This is a genomic window from Bacteroides sp., from assembly GCA_036351255.1.
In the GTDB taxonomy this organism is placed as follows: Bacteria; Bacteroidota; Bacteroidia; order Bacteroidales; family UBA7960; genus UBA7960.
Window position 1 is genome coordinate 97,099 of record JAZBOS010000115.1, and the last position, 18,307, is coordinate 115,405.

The 18,307-nt window shown below is 50.0% G+C and carries 15 protein-coding genes; 9 read left to right on the forward strand and 6 right to left on the reverse strand.

The annotated features are described in order from the left end of the window. Window positions 1-18 precede the first annotated feature (18 nt). Window positions 19-3,681 carry an Ig-like domain-containing protein gene (locus V2I46_11645; GenBank protein MEE4178150.1) on the forward strand — a complete coding sequence of 1,221 codons (3,663 nt, stop codon included), beginning with the start codon at window positions 19-21 and terminating at the stop codon, window positions 3,679-3,681. Window positions 3,682-3,775: 94 nt separating this feature from the next. Continuing rightward, on the forward strand, window positions 3,776-6,268 hold the full coding sequence (locus V2I46_11650) for a T9SS type A sorting domain-containing protein (GenBank protein MEE4178151.1): 2,493 nt from the start codon (window positions 3,776-3,778) through the stop codon (window positions 6,266-6,268). 66 nt (window positions 6,269-6,334) lie between these two features. On the opposite strand, the gene V2I46_11655 is transcribed toward V2I46_11650, so the two are convergent. The 3 genes from V2I46_11655 to V2I46_11665 are packed head-to-tail and all read right to left on the reverse strand — an operon-like array spanning window position 6,335 to window position 9,131. Continuing rightward, window positions 6,335-7,258 (reverse strand): ring-cleaving dioxygenase, encoded by a 924-nt coding sequence (locus tag V2I46_11655; GenBank protein ID MEE4178152.1) that lies wholly within the window; start codon window positions 7,256-7,258, stop codon window positions 6,335-6,337. Between the two features lie 7 nt (window positions 7,259-7,265). Continuing rightward, window positions 7,266-7,895 carry an alpha/beta hydrolase gene (locus V2I46_11660; GenBank protein ID MEE4178153.1) on the reverse strand — a complete coding sequence of 210 codons (630 nt, stop codon included), beginning with the start codon at window positions 7,893-7,895 and terminating at the stop codon, window positions 7,266-7,268. 51 nt (window positions 7,896-7,946) lie between these two features. Beyond that, window positions 7,947-9,131 carry a DUF4105 domain-containing protein gene (locus tag V2I46_11665; protein ID MEE4178154.1) on the reverse strand — a complete coding sequence of 395 codons (1,185 nt, stop codon included), beginning with the start codon at window positions 9,129-9,131 and terminating at the stop codon, window positions 7,947-7,949. Window positions 9,132-9,510: 379 nt separating this feature from the next. On the opposite strand from V2I46_11665, the gene rplM reads away from it, so the two are divergent. The 6 genes from rplM to frr all read left to right on the forward strand — a co-directional run bounded on the left by rplM (window position 9,511) and on the right by frr (window position 13,985). After that, complete coding sequence (gene rplM / locus V2I46_11670) at window positions 9,511-9,966, forward strand: 50S ribosomal protein L13 (protein ID MEE4178155.1); 456 nt, start codon at window positions 9,511-9,513, stop codon at window positions 9,964-9,966. A gap of 2 nt (window positions 9,967-9,968) precedes the next feature. Further along, window positions 9,969-10,355, forward strand: a complete 387-nt coding sequence (rpsI, locus tag V2I46_11675) for a 30S ribosomal protein S9 (GenBank protein MEE4178156.1) — start codon at window positions 9,969-9,971, stop codon at window positions 10,353-10,355. 30 nt (window positions 10,356-10,385) lie between these two features. Further along, window positions 10,386-11,306, forward strand: a complete 921-nt coding sequence (rpsB, locus tag V2I46_11680) for a 30S ribosomal protein S2 (GenBank protein ID MEE4178157.1) — start codon at window positions 10,386-10,388, stop codon at window positions 11,304-11,306. A 26-nt stretch (window positions 11,307-11,332) separates the two neighbouring features. After that, window positions 11,333-12,169 carry a translation elongation factor Ts gene (gene tsf, locus V2I46_11685; protein MEE4178158.1) on the forward strand — a complete coding sequence of 279 codons (837 nt, stop codon included), beginning with the start codon at window positions 11,333-11,335 and terminating at the stop codon, window positions 12,167-12,169. Window positions 12,170-12,654: 485 nt separating this feature from the next. Continuing rightward, complete coding sequence (pyrH, locus tag V2I46_11690) at window positions 12,655-13,368, forward strand: UMP kinase (protein MEE4178159.1); 714 nt, start codon at window positions 12,655-12,657, stop codon at window positions 13,366-13,368. A gap of 53 nt (window positions 13,369-13,421) precedes the next feature. Continuing rightward, window positions 13,422-13,985, forward strand: coding sequence for a ribosome recycling factor (gene frr / locus V2I46_11695; GenBank protein ID MEE4178160.1), 564 nt, complete (start codon window positions 13,422-13,424; stop codon window positions 13,983-13,985). A 4-nt stretch (window positions 13,986-13,989) separates the two neighbouring features. On the opposite strand, the gene V2I46_11700 is transcribed toward frr, so the two are convergent. From V2I46_11700 to V2I46_11710, 3 genes are read right to left on the reverse strand one after another with little or no spacing between them, the layout of a single operon-like run. Next, complete coding sequence (locus V2I46_11700) at window positions 13,990-14,979, reverse strand: radical SAM protein (GenBank protein MEE4178161.1); 990 nt, start codon at window positions 14,977-14,979, stop codon at window positions 13,990-13,992. A 23-nt stretch (window positions 14,980-15,002) separates the two neighbouring features. Continuing rightward, window positions 15,003-16,109: an AI-2E family transporter gene (locus V2I46_11705; protein MEE4178162.1), complete on the reverse strand. Its 1,107-nt coding sequence runs from the start codon at window positions 16,107-16,109 to the stop codon at window positions 15,003-15,005. A 5-nt stretch (window positions 16,110-16,114) separates the two neighbouring features. Continuing rightward, window positions 16,115-16,645 carry a riboflavin kinase gene (locus tag V2I46_11710; GenBank protein ID MEE4178163.1) on the reverse strand — a complete coding sequence of 177 codons (531 nt, stop codon included), beginning with the start codon at window positions 16,643-16,645 and terminating at the stop codon, window positions 16,115-16,117. Window positions 16,646-16,801: 156 nt separating this feature from the next. Here V2I46_11710 and atpD point away from each other — a divergent pair, with 156 nt between their 5' ends. After that, window positions 16,802-18,304, forward strand: a complete 1,503-nt coding sequence (atpD, locus tag V2I46_11715) for a F0F1 ATP synthase subunit beta (GenBank protein ID MEE4178164.1) — start codon at window positions 16,802-16,804, stop codon at window positions 18,302-18,304. Window positions 18,305-18,307: the final 3 nt, after the last annotated feature.

The following is an 18,307-nucleotide window of genomic DNA, read 5'->3' on the forward strand; positions in this document are numbered from 1 at the left end:
ACTAAAAATTGTAGTGCTATGAAATTATCCATAAATCACTTTCGGGCAATTTTAAAAAGCCTTGTCTGGCTTTTGCTGACGGGAATGATCGTTTCTCAATCAAAGCCTGCAGCGGCCCAGGTTACCGGGCTCAATGACTGGACCCTTTATATCGATCAGGGCCATGCACAATACGAAAACATGGGACTTTTCGGTTATTCAGAAGCAGAAAAGGTTTTGCGGGTTGGCCTGGCCCTTCGTGACTACCTCCTGGAGTATACGGATATTGAAACAGTTCATGTTGCCCGTGAAACCGACCAGGACAACATCTCGCTCTCCGAGCGGGTTGATGAGGCCAACACCCTGGGGGTCGATTTTTATTATTCCATTCACAGTGATGCCGGTGGGCCGGAATCCAACCGCACCCTCATGCTATACGGGGGTTGGAGGAGCTATGGCGTCACGGTAGAAAAAACACCTCAGGGAGGTAAAGCTTATGGGAACATTCTGAATGTGAACCTTCCCGGGGCCATGCGTATCCCCACCAGTGGAAATTACGCCGACCGGGTATTCTACCAGGGTGAAGTATTTCACCATGATAACCAGTTTCCTTATCTTTATGTTAACAGGGTCAGTTTAATGGCATCCCTGCTCAGCGAAGGCGGCTTCCACACTAACCCCACTCAGCAGCAGCGCAATATGAACGCAGAATGGAAAAAACTGGAGGCCCTTGCTGCTTTCTGGACCATACTCGATTACAATGAAGTGAATAAACCTGTCATCGGGGTAGCAACAGGATATATCAAGGATATTGAAACCCAGAAACCCCTCAACGGCATTACGGTGACCATCGGCGACCAGGTATATGTCACAGATACTTACGAGTCGCTGTTTTATCAGTACAGCGAGGATCCCGACCAGCTTAGCAATGGGTTTTATTTCATTGAAGACCTGGAGCCGCTGAGTAATGTGGAAGTGATTTTTTCTTCTGATGATTACAATACTTACCAAACCAATCTTACAATTGCCTCGAATCCGGATGGAAACCTTGTTCAAAATCTCAGTTTCCTAGATGTGCAGTTAACTTCATCCGTACCCGCGGTGGTGGAATGGGTTGAACCAGCCGAATCGCTTTCCAGCCTGGTTCCCGGCACTACGCTTCAGATCCGGTTCAGCCGCAAGATGAACCAGGCCAGTGTTGAAGAAGCCATCAGCCTTAACCCACCTGCTGACCTTTCCTTCTCTTGGCAAAATGATTTCACCGTGTTGGTTAACACCAGCCAGCTTGCATTTGTAACTCCCTATGTGCTCACCATTGACGGGTCCATTGCCCAGAACCTGCTTACCAACCAGTATTTTGATGGAGACGGTGACGGAGTGGAAGGCGGCAACTATACCCTCGAGTTTATCACCTCGGAAGAAGATAGCACCCCGCCCCAGCTAATCGCCTTTTCGCCATCTGAAAACGAGCCTGCACGTGAACGAAGGCCTATCATCAGGCTGCTGTACGATGAACCCATAATCGCCTCGAGCATCGCTGCTGACGCCATCACTCTTGTTCCCGAAAGCGGAGGAGACCCCGTAGCAGGTGTGATTCACCATAAAGTGATAAACGGACAAAGCATCCTGCATTTCTTTCCAACTGAAGACCTAGACCCCTCCCTGGTTTATATTGCCCAAGTAGCCGAAGGCCTTTCCGATGACTTCAACAACCTCACGGAAGCCTTTAGCCTTCAGTTTTACCTGCTGGAACAACCCGTTAATCAGCTTACTATGATCGATTCTTTCGACGCAGGCATCATCAACTGGTGGCATCCCCAGCAAGCCGGGCAAACGGCTGGTATCATTACTGAATTGACAGGGCGCTTCCCCGACATGGATGTGGTGAACCATACCACCGCAAGTAATGCCAGTATGCGTCTCGATTATGCCTGGGACATGAGTTTTGCTGGAACTCCCTACATTCGACTCTACCTGCCTGCCACGGCTTCGCAAAACAATAACCGCTTCAATGCCGATGATGTATTGCAAATCTATCTTTTTGGTGACGGTTCTGGTAACGAATTTCGCTTTATGATCCGCGACGGAGTGAATGAACTGGAAGGAAGCCAATGGATCACAATCGACTGGGTTGGCTGGAAACTGGTGTCATGGGACCTGGCCAATGATCCTGTTTTTGGATGGGTTACTGGTAACGGTGAACTTGAGGGACAGAACTTTTACTTCGACAGTTTCCACCTGCGATATGCAAGCGATGCAAATGATCAGGGCTCAATTTATATCGATGACTTCCGCTTTGTAAAACAAGACCCGGTTTCATTCCCCACGACGCTGTTTGAGAGCTTTGAGGATTACGAAGACTTTACAACCGACCTTTTCCCCTGGATCACGGTCGATGTGCAGGAAGTCATCACCTGGAACCCGGCCGGATTTACTTTCCCGGGAGCAGGTACAGCCTATGCCTTTAAGGTAATGAACCCTGCCCTGACCGAGGGTCCTATCATCGACAACCATCCTGCCTTTGAGGGCGATAAGTATTTAATTGCCATGCAATCGCAAATCATCGGCGATGATAAATGGTTAATTTCTCCGCAAATAATAGCCACCCAAGGCAGCCTGCTGAAGTTCCAGGCCAAGTCCATCTCAGACCAATGGGGATTGGAGCGCTTCCGGGTATTGGTGATGGTGGATGACAACCCGGTGTTCTCTTTTGACCCGGATGCCTTCGAATTAATTTCCGAAGGCGACTTCCTGGAGGCCCCGCTCGACTGGACACAGTTCTCGTTCTTCCTGGGAGATTACGCAGACCAGGTCATCCGTTTTGCCATCCAATATGTCTCCAACGATAGCTATATGTTTATGCTCGACCAGGTGGAGGTAGTCATGGAAGCCGCTGTGATCGCAAGCATTACCCCAGTGGACGATGTTTCGGTTTCTTATGGGACCAGCGAAGCGGTCGTCCTGAGCGAATTGCAACCCAGCACCACCATCCTTGATTCATTCGGGAATTCACATTTGGTGGGCCTTGACTGGAGCATTGAAGCCTATGATGCTTTCGCACCGGGCAACTTTACAGCCACAGGGACCTTCTCGCTACCGGATGGGGTTAGCCAGTCTGATCCCGAAACCCCCTTGCTGGTAAACGCCATGGTAACGGTCAGAAAACCCTACCTTGTGAGCATTCAACCTGTTGATCCGCTGGAGGTTGCTTACGCAACCGAACTGGCTGAAGTCCTTTCCTTGCTGCCCCAAACAACGGTTCTCATTTCCAGTTATGAAGGTCTGACCTTTACCGTAAACCTTGAATGGTCCGTTGAAGATTACGATGCCTTCACAGCGGGAAATTATACCGCCACAGGCACCTTCGACCTCCCGGAAGAACTTGACCAGTCAAATCCTCCCCTGGAACTGAAGGTTACCACAGTAGTCACGGTACAGCCTGATGACACCTCGGTCCCTGAAATTGGTCTGGATGGGTTGAAAGTATTCCCAAATCCCGCTCAAGGAGAGCTTAACGTGGAAGCACAGGGCATCATAAAACAGCTGCAGTTATTCAGCCTCGATGGCAGGATAATCCTGACCAAAGAGCCTTTACAGAATCAATACAAACTCAGCTTATCAGGCCTGGAACAGGGCATTTACCTTTTAAGAATCAATACCCAAAAGGGATGGGATCATACCCTGATCCAGATTATTCAGTAAACCCAAAGCTGGCCTACGGACTTGTTGGACGTACGCCGCTTTTTCCTTAACTTTACAGAAACCCGAAATTTTTTACAAACCAAAAACCAAGCGTATGAAAACAAAGTTTACCATTCTGTCATGGGTGTTACTGTCCTTTGCTTTGACAGGTTTTTCGGCTGCATTTGCCGGAGCACCCAAGGAGGATAATCCAAACTTCCGCTACATTGATGACTTTGAATTAGGAGTTGACTTATGGTGGTTGCCTGAAGGAAGCGGAAGCACCATTGGGGTCATCCTAGAAGTGGATGGTGTGCCAACAACTTTCCGTGAAGCTGAAACCGAGATTGTAAATCCGGCTACGGCAAGCACTGGTTCGATGAAACTGGCTTATCTTTGGGACACCGAGATTGCTTACGAACCCGGGGCCATCCGCCACCTGATCCGGCAACACATGCCTGCCGGTAACGCCAATGTACCTGAAAGACAATTTTTACCGGACCAGGCCATTGAAGTGTTTGTATATGGCGATGGTTCAGGAAACAAATTCCGCATGATGACCCGGGAAACCGGCAACAACCAGCTGGAAGGATCACAATGGTTTGTCATTGACTGGGTGGGCTGGAAACGCATCACCTGGCGCCTATCGGAAGACCCTGTCATCGGTTGGGTCAATGGCGATGGTCAATGGACCGGCAATCCTATTTATTTCGACAGCTTTCAGATCACATGGAGCGGACAGGCAGCAGGCGAAACTGGTGACCTCTATTTTGACGACCTGCGTATTGTCGATCCGTTCATGGTGAATTTTAACGTAGATGACGGCAGTGCAAACCCCATCACCGACGCAATGGTTTCCATCAATGGCATGGATTATGAGGCCGGGCTTTATGACTTCGAACTCTTCCCGGGCGAATACCAGTATTTTGTTCAAAAAGAAGACTTCCTGACTTCTAGCGGCACCTTTACCGTTGATGATGCTGACCTGTCATTGGATGTCTCTTTGGCAGCAGGTACGGATTCCGAATTCCTGGTCACCTTTACCGTGCTCGACACCGAAGGAGAACTGATCACCGATGCCGTTGTGAGTATTGATGGGGTTAGTATGCCTGCCGGCGATTATACCTTCAATGCCACCCCGGGGTTTTATGATTATTTGGTTACCCGTTCGGGATACTATCCCACAGAGGGCTATTTTTCGGTGGTTGACGGCAATGTTTTTGTCAACATTGAATTAGTTCAGGATCCAGCAATCTTTAACAACATTTTTCTTTCCTGGGATGTGGCAGCCACGGCAGAAGAAGCCCAATACCGCGCTGAACACTACAGCGTTTGGGTAGCCCCAATGCCCGAAGAAGGTGGCGATTACACTTTCAACATGGAGGACTTTTCCATGGTTTATGAGGAAACCCTTGACACGGAAACCCCTGCATGGGAATACCAGAACCGCTCCATAGAAATTTCAGGCTTCAACGATTCAAGCATCCGCGTTGCTTTCCGTCACCACGACGTTACAGGCATGGAGCGTCTTGTCATTGACAATGTTGAGATCGTGGCCTTGCGTACAGGTGACTCCCCTGCTGTTATCCTCACTGAAGATTTCTCGGGTGGTGTGGTCGATCCCCTTGACCCCATGTGGCTGCCCGAAGGCTGGATGGCCATTGACGTGGACGAGGATGGCCGCAACTGGTATTTTTCCGTTCTGGAGACCGATGGTTACCTGGCAAGCCGTTCGCGCCTGGCCAACAACGACCCCCTGACCCCCGATAACTGGCTTGTCACTGCCGAGGTGACCCTGCCCGTGGTGATCTTCTATAACATCACCTTTGAGATCACGGACCAGGATGGCAATGATGTGGAAGGGGCTACCATTATCATCAATGGCGAAACCCTTGAGGCTGGCGTTTACACCTATGCGGCTCCCAACGGCACCTATGCCTATAGCATCGAAAAAGCCGGATACCAGGGAACCAGCGGGGAAGTGACTGTTGACGGGGCAGACATTACCGTCCCGGCCACCATCATCCAGGAACGCTATGAAGTGGTCTTTAACCTGGATGCCCGCTATGCCCCCGGCTTTGAACCCGGCACTGGCACCTATTACATCACTGGTTCATTCCCCGGAATCAACTGGGCAGAACCCGGCACCATGGAAGACGAACAATTAATGGACGCTACGGATAATGTTTACATATTTACCCTCACAAAAGAGCTTCCTGCTGGTTCCTTTGAATACAAGTATTTCAGCGGCCCCTCCTGGGATGACGGCGAATGGGCAGGCGGTGATAATCGCATGCTGGAAGTTACAGGTCCCATGGAAGTCAATGACTGGTTCGGCTATATGACCGATCCAACGACTGTGCCTTTGGTGGAAGAGATCTCTCTGAATGTCTACCCCAATCCAGCCAAAGACCAGCTGAACATTGTTTCCAATGAAATGATCCGTGAGATCCGTGTGATCGATATGCTTGGCCAGATCGTTTACACCTCTTCCGTTCAGGATGAGCGCCACATATTGAATGTTAACCATTTCCGCACTGGCATTTACTTCGTTCACGTATTGACGCCCATCGGCATTCACACCCGCAAGGTTCAGGTCATTAAATAATGACTTAATACGGAAAACAAAAAAGCCCCCGAAAGAGGGCTTTTTTTTTTGCGTATTACTTAAAGTTTAATCCAGGGATGGTAGTTGGGCTTCAATTTTCTCCCGGTCTTCTTCCATCCAGGAAGGCAGCTTCAGGTTTTGACCAAGCGTCTCTGGAGTTTCGTCAATCAGGAATCCGGGGCCCTTGGTGGCAATCTCAAATAATATTCCGCCGGGCTCACGGAAATATATCGAATGGAAATACTGACGGTCCTGCACCGGGCTGACCTGAATGCCTGCTTTTGCGATTCGATCCCTGAGGGCTTTCTGGGCTTCAAGGTCAGGGGTGGAAAAAGCTACATGGTGAACGGTGCCAATACCGCCTTTGTGAAGAGGCAGAGAAGGGCGCGATACCAGATCAACATAATGACCCGGGCGGTTCTCCCCAGCGTACAGGCGGATACGGTCGTTTTCTTCCCTAAGCCGATGGTGGTCCAATACATTGATCATAAAGAAAGCAGTCTTATCGGCAATGCTGCAGGTTAGTTCTATGTGGCTGAACCCCTTGATGGCATCTTCTGCCCGTATCCCAGGGGTCTCGACACCCTGTCGGGGGTCGTTTGGGCTGGCCACCAGTTCCAGTTCCATTCCATCAAGGTCATACAGTGTAAAATAACTCTCGTCGAAGCGATGAAAGGGCCCCCGGAAGTCGACCTGGTATTCCTTAAGGCGTTTTTTCCAGAAATCGAGCGAGTCAGCTCCCACCGAAAACCCGGTAACGTTGGCCGAGCCAACACCTGCCTGACCCCGGGGCATCCCCATAAAAGGGAAAAATGTGATTACGGAGCCTGGGCTACCCGTTGCATCCCCAAAATAAAAATGCCAGGTATCAGGGCTGTCGTAGTTTATGGTCTTCTTCACGAAGCGCAAACCCAGGATTTCCGTATAAAATCTTATGTTCTTCCGGATATTTCCTGTCATTGCTGTTACATGATGTAATCCTTCGATCATAACTTTATTAAATATTAAGGTTATTTAAAAACAATTGAGCGCGTGCAATTTCTTCTTCGATCAGTGTATGTCCTGATTGATGCCAGAATATTTCCACCTCTGCACCGGCCTGAACCAGCAAGTCGGCCAGGGCTGAAGTGTTTTCGGCAGGGACGATGGGATCGTTTTCACCTGCCGTCAGCAACACTTGTGAATGCTGAAGGAGCGGAAAGTCGCTGGGAATAAAGGGCACCATGGCATGCATCAGGATGGCATGTTTCAGCACGTTCTCACCCGAAAGCATCAGGCTGGCAGCAATATTGGCTCCATTGGAATAACCAAGGGCAATGACTTTACGGGGGTTGAACCCGTAATGTGTCCCAGCATGCCTGATAAAAGTGGCCAGGTCGCGCGTACGCTTCTCCAGATCTTTCTGATCAAAGACCCCTTCAGAGAGCCGCCTGAAAAAACGCGGCATGCCATTCTCAAGCACCTGTCCCCGCGGACTCAGGTAATTAAACGCCTGGCCAAAATGATCTGCAAGCCCCATTAAGTTGTTTTCATCCCCTCCTGTCCCGTGAAGCAACAACAAGGTGTAAGCCTTCTCAACAGAAGCCCTTGCAGGGACAAAACGGTGGATATGTTCAGAGGTATTCATCTATCAATGCATTGGAACTTACCAACATAAACCGAAAAATTGCCTGAAAGTTCAACGCCGGCGCCGCATAAAGGGCAACCGCTTCCAGGCATCCCCGTATCCATAAAGGAATACTTTGACGGCCGACAAAAGAATGAGGGGCAGAAAAGCGGGATGGAATCCCTGGGGCAACAACGGCCAGAAAAGTAGCAGGAACAAGTTCAGGAAAAACACCACCTTAAAGTAATACCTGGGGATGCCTATGGGGTATATCATATTCCCCTTGAAAATAAAGTACAAATGGGTAGGCAATGCCCAGAGCAGGTTCAGGTTGGCGTTTGTAGCCGTATGATCAGAAAGAAACCAAAGAAACAGGATGACGAGTCCCACCAGGCCAAGAATGGTAAAAAAGATTTTGTCGAAAACCCTTGCAATACGAACTTTCAGCAGAGACAGAATCCCTAGCAAGAAAACCATCCAGGCTGCCACCAAAGGGGTAAGCCAGTGACTCTTCCCTGGGCTAAAGGTTTGTTCCAGCACCAGGGCATATTGCTCAATAAGGGGCCTGCCATTGGCATGACGGGCCTGAGAAAATGCAAGAAACATCTCATCGGGGAGGAACATATAATGCCAGGGGGTGGCCTCGCGGTCAGAAGGCAGCCCCAGCACCAGGTCTACGCCGAAAAGTGCCCAGGGTTTATTCACCAGGAAGGGCTTGAGCATGTCGCGAAACGACCGGCTGTATTCAGGCACCGGGTCTTCACCCCAGTCGGGCTCCAGCTGATTTTCAACAATGTCGCGAATACGCGTGGCGCAGTTGTCGTAGAAAAAGTCGTAAAGGTAATATTCGTTGCCGGGCTGGCGGTTTACCTGCAGGAAGTCATATATCCGGCGGGTTTCTTCCTGGCTGAGGTTCAGGATCTGCTCAGAGATGCCCCGGCCTTCGTAGCGGTATTCCAGTAAAAAATACTCATGGGGCACTACAGATAGTTTGTAGAACAGTTTCCCCCGGAGAAATTTCAGGTAGAAATTTGGGGTGTCGAAGTCAAAGGTGCCGTAATTATAAACCTCGTCCAGTCCCGTTTCGGGATCACGAACGCGCAAGGCACTGTGACCAAAGACCGAATACAGCTCATCGCCGGGGGTGGCCGTCAGCAGGGAGATGCGAGCACTGGGCGACAATTCACCCTGGGCAGCAGACAATAAAACCGGCGAGAAAAGCAGGCCAACTAGCAACAAAAGAGATATCTTCTTCATCGAACAGAGTTTATGCAAAATTACTGGTTTAATATACACCCTGCTCCACTACCTTGGTAAAAAAATGTTAATTCCCCGCAATGCGCTCCAAATGGGAAAAGGAAAAGCCCTTGTCTGGAGCAGTCTTCCCTTGAAAGCCAGCGCAAAAGCCCTGGTTGAATTTTTTTCAAAACAGGCAGTATTGAATAAAACAATTATGTTTATCTTTGCACCCTGAATTTTAGCCCGTTGTATTATCCTATATAATTCCGCCAGAGTTTATCAACAATAAATTGTTAATAAATTTGCCGGAACCGAAAAATTATCTTAGTTTTGCACCCCCTTTTGAAGGGGATGTTTGTGTTTAAAAAAATCAGGTACAGCAAATTAAGCCACACAAATGAACACTTTAAGTTACAAAACCATATCTGCCAACAAGGAGACCGCCAACAAGGAATGGGTTCTTGTGGATGCAGAAAACCAGATACTTGGCCGTTTGGCCTCCAAGGTTGCCAAAATCATCCGGGGGAAACATAAGGTCAACTTCACCCCGCATGCCGATTGCGGCGATCATGTAATCGTCATTAATGCTGATAAAATCCAGCTCAGCGGGTCAAAATGGGATCAGAAGGAATATGTCAGACATACCGGATATCCCGGCGGACAACGTTTTACCAGCGCCAAGCAGATGCTGGTAAAGAAACCTGAGGCCATCATCGAAAAAGCGGTGAAGGGCATGCTTCCCAAGAACCGATTGGGACGGGCCATTTTTGGAAACCTTTATGTTTATGCCGGCAGCGAACATCCGCACCAGGCGCAGCAACCCCAGCAAATCAACCTTAACACAATCAAGTAACAATGGAAATAATCAACACCTCTGGAAGAAGGAAAACCGCTGTTGCCCGCATTTACATGAAACCCGGCAACGGTCAGATCACTGTCAACAACAAGGACTACAAAGAATATTTCCCGACTGGTATCCTGCAGTACGTTGTAAACCAGCCTTTCGCAATTACCAGCAATGAAGGCAAATACGATGTTAACGTAAACCTCGATGGAGGGGGCTTTAAAGGTCAGGCCGAAGCCCTCCGGCTGGCTATCTCAAAAGCACTGGTGGAGATTAACGCTGAATATCGTCCCCCGCTGAAAGAAAAAGGCCTGCTTCGCCGTGACCCACGCATGGTTGAGCGTAAAAAGCCCGGCCAGAAGAAAGCCAGGAAGAGATTCCAGTTCAGTAAACGTTAATCATTTTTTTCCGACAATTTACCTTACATCATGGCAAGAACCAATTATAATGAATTATTAGACGCTGGTGTGCATTTCGGCCACTTAAGAAGGAAATGGAACCCCAACATGGCTCCTTATATCTTCATGGAACGCAATGGCATCCACATCATTGACCTCAATAAAACCATTGCCAAAATCGATGAGGCGGCTGCCGCAATGAAGCAAATCGCCAAATCGGGCAAAAAAATCCTTTTTGTCGCTACCAAAAAACAGGCAAAAGATGTGGTAGCCAACCTGGTCAAGCAGGTAAACATGCCTTATGTGACTGAACGCTGGCCCGGCGGGATGCTGACCAACTTTGCCACCATCCGCAAGGCCGTAAAGAAAATGGCCACCATCGACAAGATGGCTACCGATGGCACCTTCGACAATATGTCGAAACGCGAACGCCTGCAGGTAACCCGCGAAAGGGCAAAGCTTGAGAAGCAGCTGGGCAGTATCTCTGACCTGAACCGATTACCGGCCGCCGTTTTTGTGGTCGACATCTGCAAAGAGCATATTGCCATTGCCGAAGCACGCAAACTCAACATCCCCACTTTCGCCATTGTCGATACCAATGCCAACCCCAACGAGATCGACTTCCCGATCCCGGCCAACGACGACGCCTCCAAGTCCATCCATATCATCGTAAAACTGATGATTGAAGCAATTCAGGAAGGCCTTGAAGAACGCAAACTCGAGAAAGACAAAGCCGTCGAGGAAGAGGAAGATATGGATGTGGACGTGGATATGGAAGGTGAAGGCAAAGGTGCTGAAGCCATTGAAGAAGACGAGGAAGAAGTAGCGCTTCGCAAAGCCAGAGCTGCCAAGAAGGCCAAGTTAGATACTGAAGAAGAAGAGGAAAAAGCACCCAAGGCACCCAAAGGCGCTCCCCTGAAGAAACCTCAGGCAAAAAGACCAAGATTGTAATCATTTATTTAAAAGAATAGACCATTATGGCAAACATAACAGCTGCAGAAGTAAATAAACTGCGCCAACAAACCGGAGCAGGCATGATGGACTGCAAAAAAGCCCTGGTAGAATCCGATGGCGATTTTGAAAAAGCCATCGAAATCCTTCGCAAGAAGGGGCAAAAAGTAGCCAGCAGCCGTGCTGACCGCGAAGCCAACGAAGGTGTTGTGCTGGCCAAAGTCAATGCCGATGCCACCCAGGCCGCCATCATCATGCTGAATTGTGAAACCGACTTCGTGGCCAAAAACCAGGAAATCATTGATTTCACCCGCAGCATTCTCGACCTAGGCATCGAAAAAAACTGCCAAAACCTTGAAGAAGTTAAGGCAGCCGACATGAACGGCCGCAGCGTGGAAGCCAACTTGACCGACCTCATTGGCAAAACCGGTGAGAAACTGAATCTTTCGCATTTCGACGTGATCAGTGGTGCCAAGGCTTTTGCCTACATACATCCCGGCAACCGCGTGGCTTCAATCGCCGCCCTGAACAAAGCCGATGTCAATGACATTGACCAGCTTGGTAAGGATGTTGTGATGCAGATCGCCGCTATGTCTCCTGTTGCCATCGACAAGGATGACGTTGACCCGAAGATCATTGAGAAAGAGATCGAGATCGGTAAAGATCAGGCACGTCAGGAAGGCAAACCTGAAGAACTGGTTGAAAAAATCGCTTTGGGAAAACTCAACAAGTTCTATAAGGAAAGCACCCTGCTGAACCAGGAGTTCATCAAGGAAAGCAAAAAGACCGTTCGTCAGATGCTCGAAGATGCTGACAAGAATCTGACCGTTGTAGCATTCAAACGCCTGGCACTGGGACAGTAATCCCCGCCAGAAGAATTTTTCAAAAGCCGCCCCGGACAAACAACTTCGGTGCGGCTTTTCTTATTTCCCTCCATTTCTGCTTCCCCCAGGCCCAAAGGGTTTTGTTCTCCTTGTATGGCCACTGCCTGAAGAAGGCTAAATTTCATTTGCCGTTTTGACTTGTTCCCTGCCCTGTCCCGGAACCGGGAAATTTCCAGCTTATATCATTTACCTATTTTAACCGTATCATAAACGTATCATAAACGTTTTAAAACGTTTATGATACGTTTTAAGTCAGATGCTGAAAAGAGCAAAAAAAGGACCAGGCAAAACTCATCGCTTCTGTTAAAAAGCCAAGGACCTTATTGCGGTTGAAAGGAAAGCGTGCAATTTTCCCTTAGGGCGATGGGGGTCCTGAAGTCCAACACGGTTTTTATGGCCCCGGAATCAGGCGACATTCAAAAAAATCACTTAAACTTGCAAAAATTAATAATCCAACGAAAACCATGCCTCAGTATAAAAGGATATTGCTCAAGCTCAGCGGCGAGTCGCTGGCAGGGCCTGGAGGGCAGGGGATTGATCCTGCCATGTTAAATGTTTACGCCGAAGAAATCAAAGACCTGACCAGGCAAGGCATAGAAGTAGGCGTGGTGCTTGGCGGAGGAAATATCTTCAGGGGTCTGCAGGGCAGCGGTAAGGGTGTTGACCGGGTTCAGGGCGATTATATGGGGATGTTGGCCACGGTGATCAACAGCATGGCCCTGCAGTCGGCACTCGAAGCCATGGACGTCCCGGCCACGGTACTTTCGGGGATGCCTGTTGAGCCGGTGGCTAAAAAGATGAACCGCCGAGATGCCATGGCCTTGCTTAAAGCGGGCCAGGTGGTGATCATGGCCGGAGGTACAGGCAATCCGTTTTTCACCACTGACTCGGCCGCAGCACTCAGGGCAGTCGAAATCAGAGCGGATGTCCTCCTGAAGGGGACACGTGTTGACGGGGTCTATACCGCTGATCCGGAAAAGGATGCTAAGGCCAGGAAATATGATACGCTGACCTTTGAACAGGCTTACCGCGAAAACCTGCGCATCATGGACCTGACGGCCTTTACCCTTTGCCAGGAAAACGACCTGCCCATCATCGTTTTCAACATAAACCAGAAAGGCATATTGCACGAGCTGCTGGTGGAAGGTAAGCCCGCCGGGACGCTCGTTTCAAATTAATTCTTATTTTTGCAGGGAACCAACAGCAACTTCCCCAAATAAACAACGGTGTCATGAACGAAGAAATTGAATTTTTACAAGAGGCTGCAGAAGAGGGTATGGAAAAAGCCATTGGCCACCTGGAACGTGAGTTGTCGAAGCTGCGTGCCGGAAAAGCCAACCCTCAAATGCTTGATAGCGTCAAGGTGGACTATTATGGCACCCTGACCAAGCTTTCGCAAGTATCGAACATCAACACCCCTGATCCGCGTCAGATCGTCATCCAGCCCTGGGAAAAGAACATGCTGGCCCCCATTGAAAAGGCCATCATGGCTGCCAACCTGGGTTTCAACCCCCAGAACGACGGCACCCTGATCCGGGTTGTTGTTCCGCCCCTGACCGAGGAAAGGCGTCGCGACCTGGTGAAGAAAGCCAAGACCGAAGCCGAGAACACCAAGGTAGGAATTCGCAGCGCCCGCCGCGAAGCCATTGATGCCGCCAAAAAGCTGGAAAAAGAGGGAACTCCTGAAGACATGGTGAAGAAGTTTGAAGCGGATATCCAGGAGCTGACCAACAAATACATTGCCAAGGTAGATCAGCTGGTGGAAGCCAAGGAGACCGACATCATGACCATTTAAAGTGTCATTGGCCGCAGTTGCTGCAGATGCCAATTTCCTTACGCTGCCTCATCACTTTTTCCCTGAATGCATTCATTGAAGGCGAAGACCAAGGGTCTCCGCCTTTAATATTACCCATAGGATGCTGTGGGACTTTGTCATAGCAACAGGGCACAAGCAGGCCATCGGAGGTATAAACTGCGTGGCTCCAGAGGCGGAAGCAGGGGCTGTTCCTGCCCTTTGTTCGAAAACCATGCGGTTTGCCTGAATTTTTATAGCGGTTAAACCGCTGATTTTCGGGCAAAAACTTCTCAGCCCCGGATTCCTCATAAACCTGCATGGTTTTCAGTTCAACTACGTCAGCCCCCTGCTTGCGGGAAAAGGCTAACAATTCGGGGATTTGTCCTTCATTCTTGCGGTTTACCAAAAACTGGGCAACGATCAGGGGCTTCCGGGCGTTCATCTCATTTCTTACACGGGACATAACGGCAATGCCATCGACTACTTTCTGCCAGTTACCCCCTACCCGGTAAAAAGCATAGGTGTCCTGATCGAGCCCATCGAGGGAAATGATGAGCCGATCGAGCCCGGCAGAAACAACTGCCCGGCAATGGTCGTCAGTAAGGAAATGCCCGTTAGTCGACACACTGGTGTAGTAGCCCAGGCCCGAGGCTTTGCTGATCAGTTGCGGCAGGGCGGGATTCAGAAAGGGTTCGCCCTGGAAATAGAGGTTGGTGTAAAAACTATGCTTGCGATGATGTTTCAGAATTTCATTAAACAGGGTGGGGTCCATTTGTTTATTGCTGCGGTTTGTTTTCCCCTGCCCTACCATACACTCGGGACAGCGCAGGTTGCAAACCGAAGCTACTTCTGCCGAAACGGCGAAAGGCCTGCCGAACACCCTGACCTTACCGGAAAGCTTGCTCAGCCAAAGACCTGCATAAATAAGGCCAAGGTTCAGGATACGGCGGGGGGTTAACCTCCCGGTTAAACGCAATAGGTCGGCAAAAAACATGGAATATCGCAACACCACCGGCTTCAAAGCTTCATCTCCTCCATTATCCTTCTCACCAGCATCGATTTCTCGAGAAAGACCTTGATAAAGATCCGCAGGACGCTGTAGGAAGGGATGGCGATGATCATGCCGAACACCCCGCCCATGATGCCGGCCAGGATAAACACAATAAAGATCTCAAGGGGGTGGCTGCGCACGCTCTTGCTATATATCATCGGTTGCAGCACAGAGACATCGATGGTATTTACGATAATGAATGAGGCGACGATCTTCAGGATGAGCGGCAGCATCTGGGTATAGAAATCCAGGTCGAGGTTGATACTGAGGCCCAGGAACACTCCGATAAAGGTTGCGATTATGGGACCCACATAAGGAATGGTGTTAAGAATACCGGCAAAAAAACCAATCACCAGGGCATTTTCCAGGCCGAGCACCCACATGCATAGGCTGATGAGGATAAAAACAAGGGCAAGATCGCTTACCAGTCCGGTGATGTAACGGCGCACCAGGATCTTGCTTTCCCTCAGGATGCTTTCGGCTTCGTTCTTATAGGGCTTGGGGGTGAAAAGCAGCACCCCTTTGGTAAACAGGTGTTCTTCCTTCAGGAAGAAAAAGGTGATAAAGGCAATGGCAAGGAAACCAATGAAGATCTCTACGATGAGCCCAAGGACAGAGTTGAACACGGCTGAAAATCGCTCAAAAGTAACGATAGAGGACAACTCGCCAATGATTCTTTCGGATATGGTTTCGGAAGGCGCCAGGATTCCCCAATCGTGAAAGTGCCGTTCGAGGTAAAGCAAGGGTTCTTGTAAGCTGGTGGTGATGCTCTGGACGCTGATGTCGGATAGCAGGGCGGCCTGCCGGGTAAGCAGGGGCAGCATGAAAGAGAACAAACCGGCCAGCAGGCCGATCATTAGCAGCAGCGTGATGAAGGCGCTGACCCCCTGTGGTAGCCTAAACCGCCCCAGGCGCAGACTGGAAAGGAAGTCCATCACAGGCTTTCCAAGCAGGGCCAGGACGACCGATACCAGCAGGTAAATGACCACACGCAGAAAATACCACGATAAAAACACCATCACTGCGACAAAAAGCAGCAGCCAGAAGAAGCTCCTGAAAGTGGACCTGACCATAGACTTTATTTTGTTTCAGAAGGAATTTTTTTGATTATTACTCTTTCCTCATCGGGTTGGGGCTGGAAAGCCAGTTCGCCGAGGATCTGCAGACTTGTCGTCCGGTCTTTGCGCAACTGATCCTTGAGATCGCCCAGGGAAGGGAAGCGCATTTCATCGCGGATGCGTTCGAGGAAATGAATGCTGATCTTCTGACCATACAGGTCTTCGTCAAAGTCGAACAGATGTGCTTCGATGGTCACGTGATCCAGGTCAAGGGTGGGGCGAATGCCAATGTTGACCATGCTTTCGTGCCAGCGGTCCACTGCTTTGACCAAGGCCACATACACCCCCTGGGCGGGCGTTGTCTGGCTTTCATCAAGCCTGCCAAGGTTTGCCGTGGGGTAGCCAAGGGTGCGGCCAATCCGGTTGCCTTCCACCACGAAGCCTTCCAGAAAGAAAGCATGCCCCAGCAGTTGTCCGGCCTCGAGAACAGCGCCCTGTTCAACAAGCATTCTTACCGTGTTATTCTTGTTTTTATCAGCAATATTTTCCATACATTTGTGGCTTGCCTCCTGCTGAGGCAACGGTAAAGATATAAAGAAAAATTGTCGGCCACAGGCCCATTTTTTTCAAAAATGCGTATTTTCGCTTATATAAGCAGGCCTTGAATCAACTTTATTTTGAGTCAGAAAAATATTTCCCCGAAAAAGATGGAACCAAAAACAGGTAAAATTTCGCAGGTCATCGGGCCTGTGGTGGATGTCACCTTTGACAACACCCAGGAACTCCCCAATATCCATGAAGCCCTGGAAGTGAAGACTTCAAACGATATGCGGCTGGTGCTGGAGGTACAGCAGCATCTGGGGGAAGACACGGTTCGCACCATCGCGATGGATTCGACCGATGGACTTTCGCGCGACATGGAAGTGCACTGCAGCGGGGGGCCTATCACCATGCCGGCAAGCCAGGACATCAGGGGACGCCTTTTCAATGTCATCGGTGAACCCATTGATGGGATGGGACCTGTAAAATCCAAAACGCGTTATCCCATTCACCGTGATGCGCCTCGCTTTGAGGATCTGAAGACCGAAACCGAGATCCTTTACACCGGGATCAAGGTCATTGACCTGCTGACCCCCTATCCAAAAGGCGGCAAGATCGGGCTTTTTGGCGGCGCTGGCGTGGGCAAGACCGTTATCATCATGGAACTGATCAATAACATTGCCAAAGGCTACCAGGGCACCAGTGTTTTTGCCGGCGTAGGCGAACGCACCCGTGAGGGAAATGACCTTTTGCGGGAAATGATCGAATCGGGGGTAATCCGTTATGGTGAAGCTTTTAAAGAATCGATGGAACAGGGTCACTGGGACCTGAGCAAAGTCGACAGGGAAGAGCTGGCGCGTTCGCAAGCCACGCTTGTTTTCGGCCAGATGAACGAACCGCCTGGCGCGCGCGCCAGGGTAGCCCTATCGGGACTTGCCGTGGCTGAGTATTTCAGGGATGGCGCGGATCAGACCTCAGGCTCTGACATCCTGTTCTTCATTGATAACATTTTCCGGTTCACCCAGGCCGGTTCAGAAGTATCGGCACTGCTGGGACGTATGCCTTCAGCGGTAGGCTACCAGCCGACCCTTGCCACCGAAATGGGAATCATGCAGGAACGCATCACTTCTACCCAGCGCGGCTCCATCACTTCGGTGCAGGCAGTGTATGTTCCGGCGGATGACCTGACGGACCCGGCACCTGCCACCACTTTTTCACACCTGGATGCCACCACGGTGCTCAGCCGCAAGATCTTTGAGCTTGGGATTTACCCGGCCGTTGACCCGCTCGACTCCACCTCGCGCATCCTGACGCCCGAGATCGTGGGCGAAGAACATTACCAGACGGCCAAACAGATCAAAATGATCCTGCAGCGCTTTAAGGAGTTACAGGACATTATTGCCATCCTGGGGATGGATGAACTTTCGGAAGAAGATCGCCTGGTGGTGAACCGTGCCCGCAAGGTACAACGTTTCCTGAGCCAGCCTTTCCACGTGGCTGAACAGTTTACGGGCCGTCCAGGGGTGCTGGTTTCACTGGAAGACACCATCCGCGGCTTTAAAATGATCCTGAAAGGGGAAACGGACCATTGCCATGAGTCTGACTTTATGATGGCCGGCAACATTGAGGAAGTCCTTGAAAGAACCAAAAAAAATCAGCACAAAAAGTAAGCC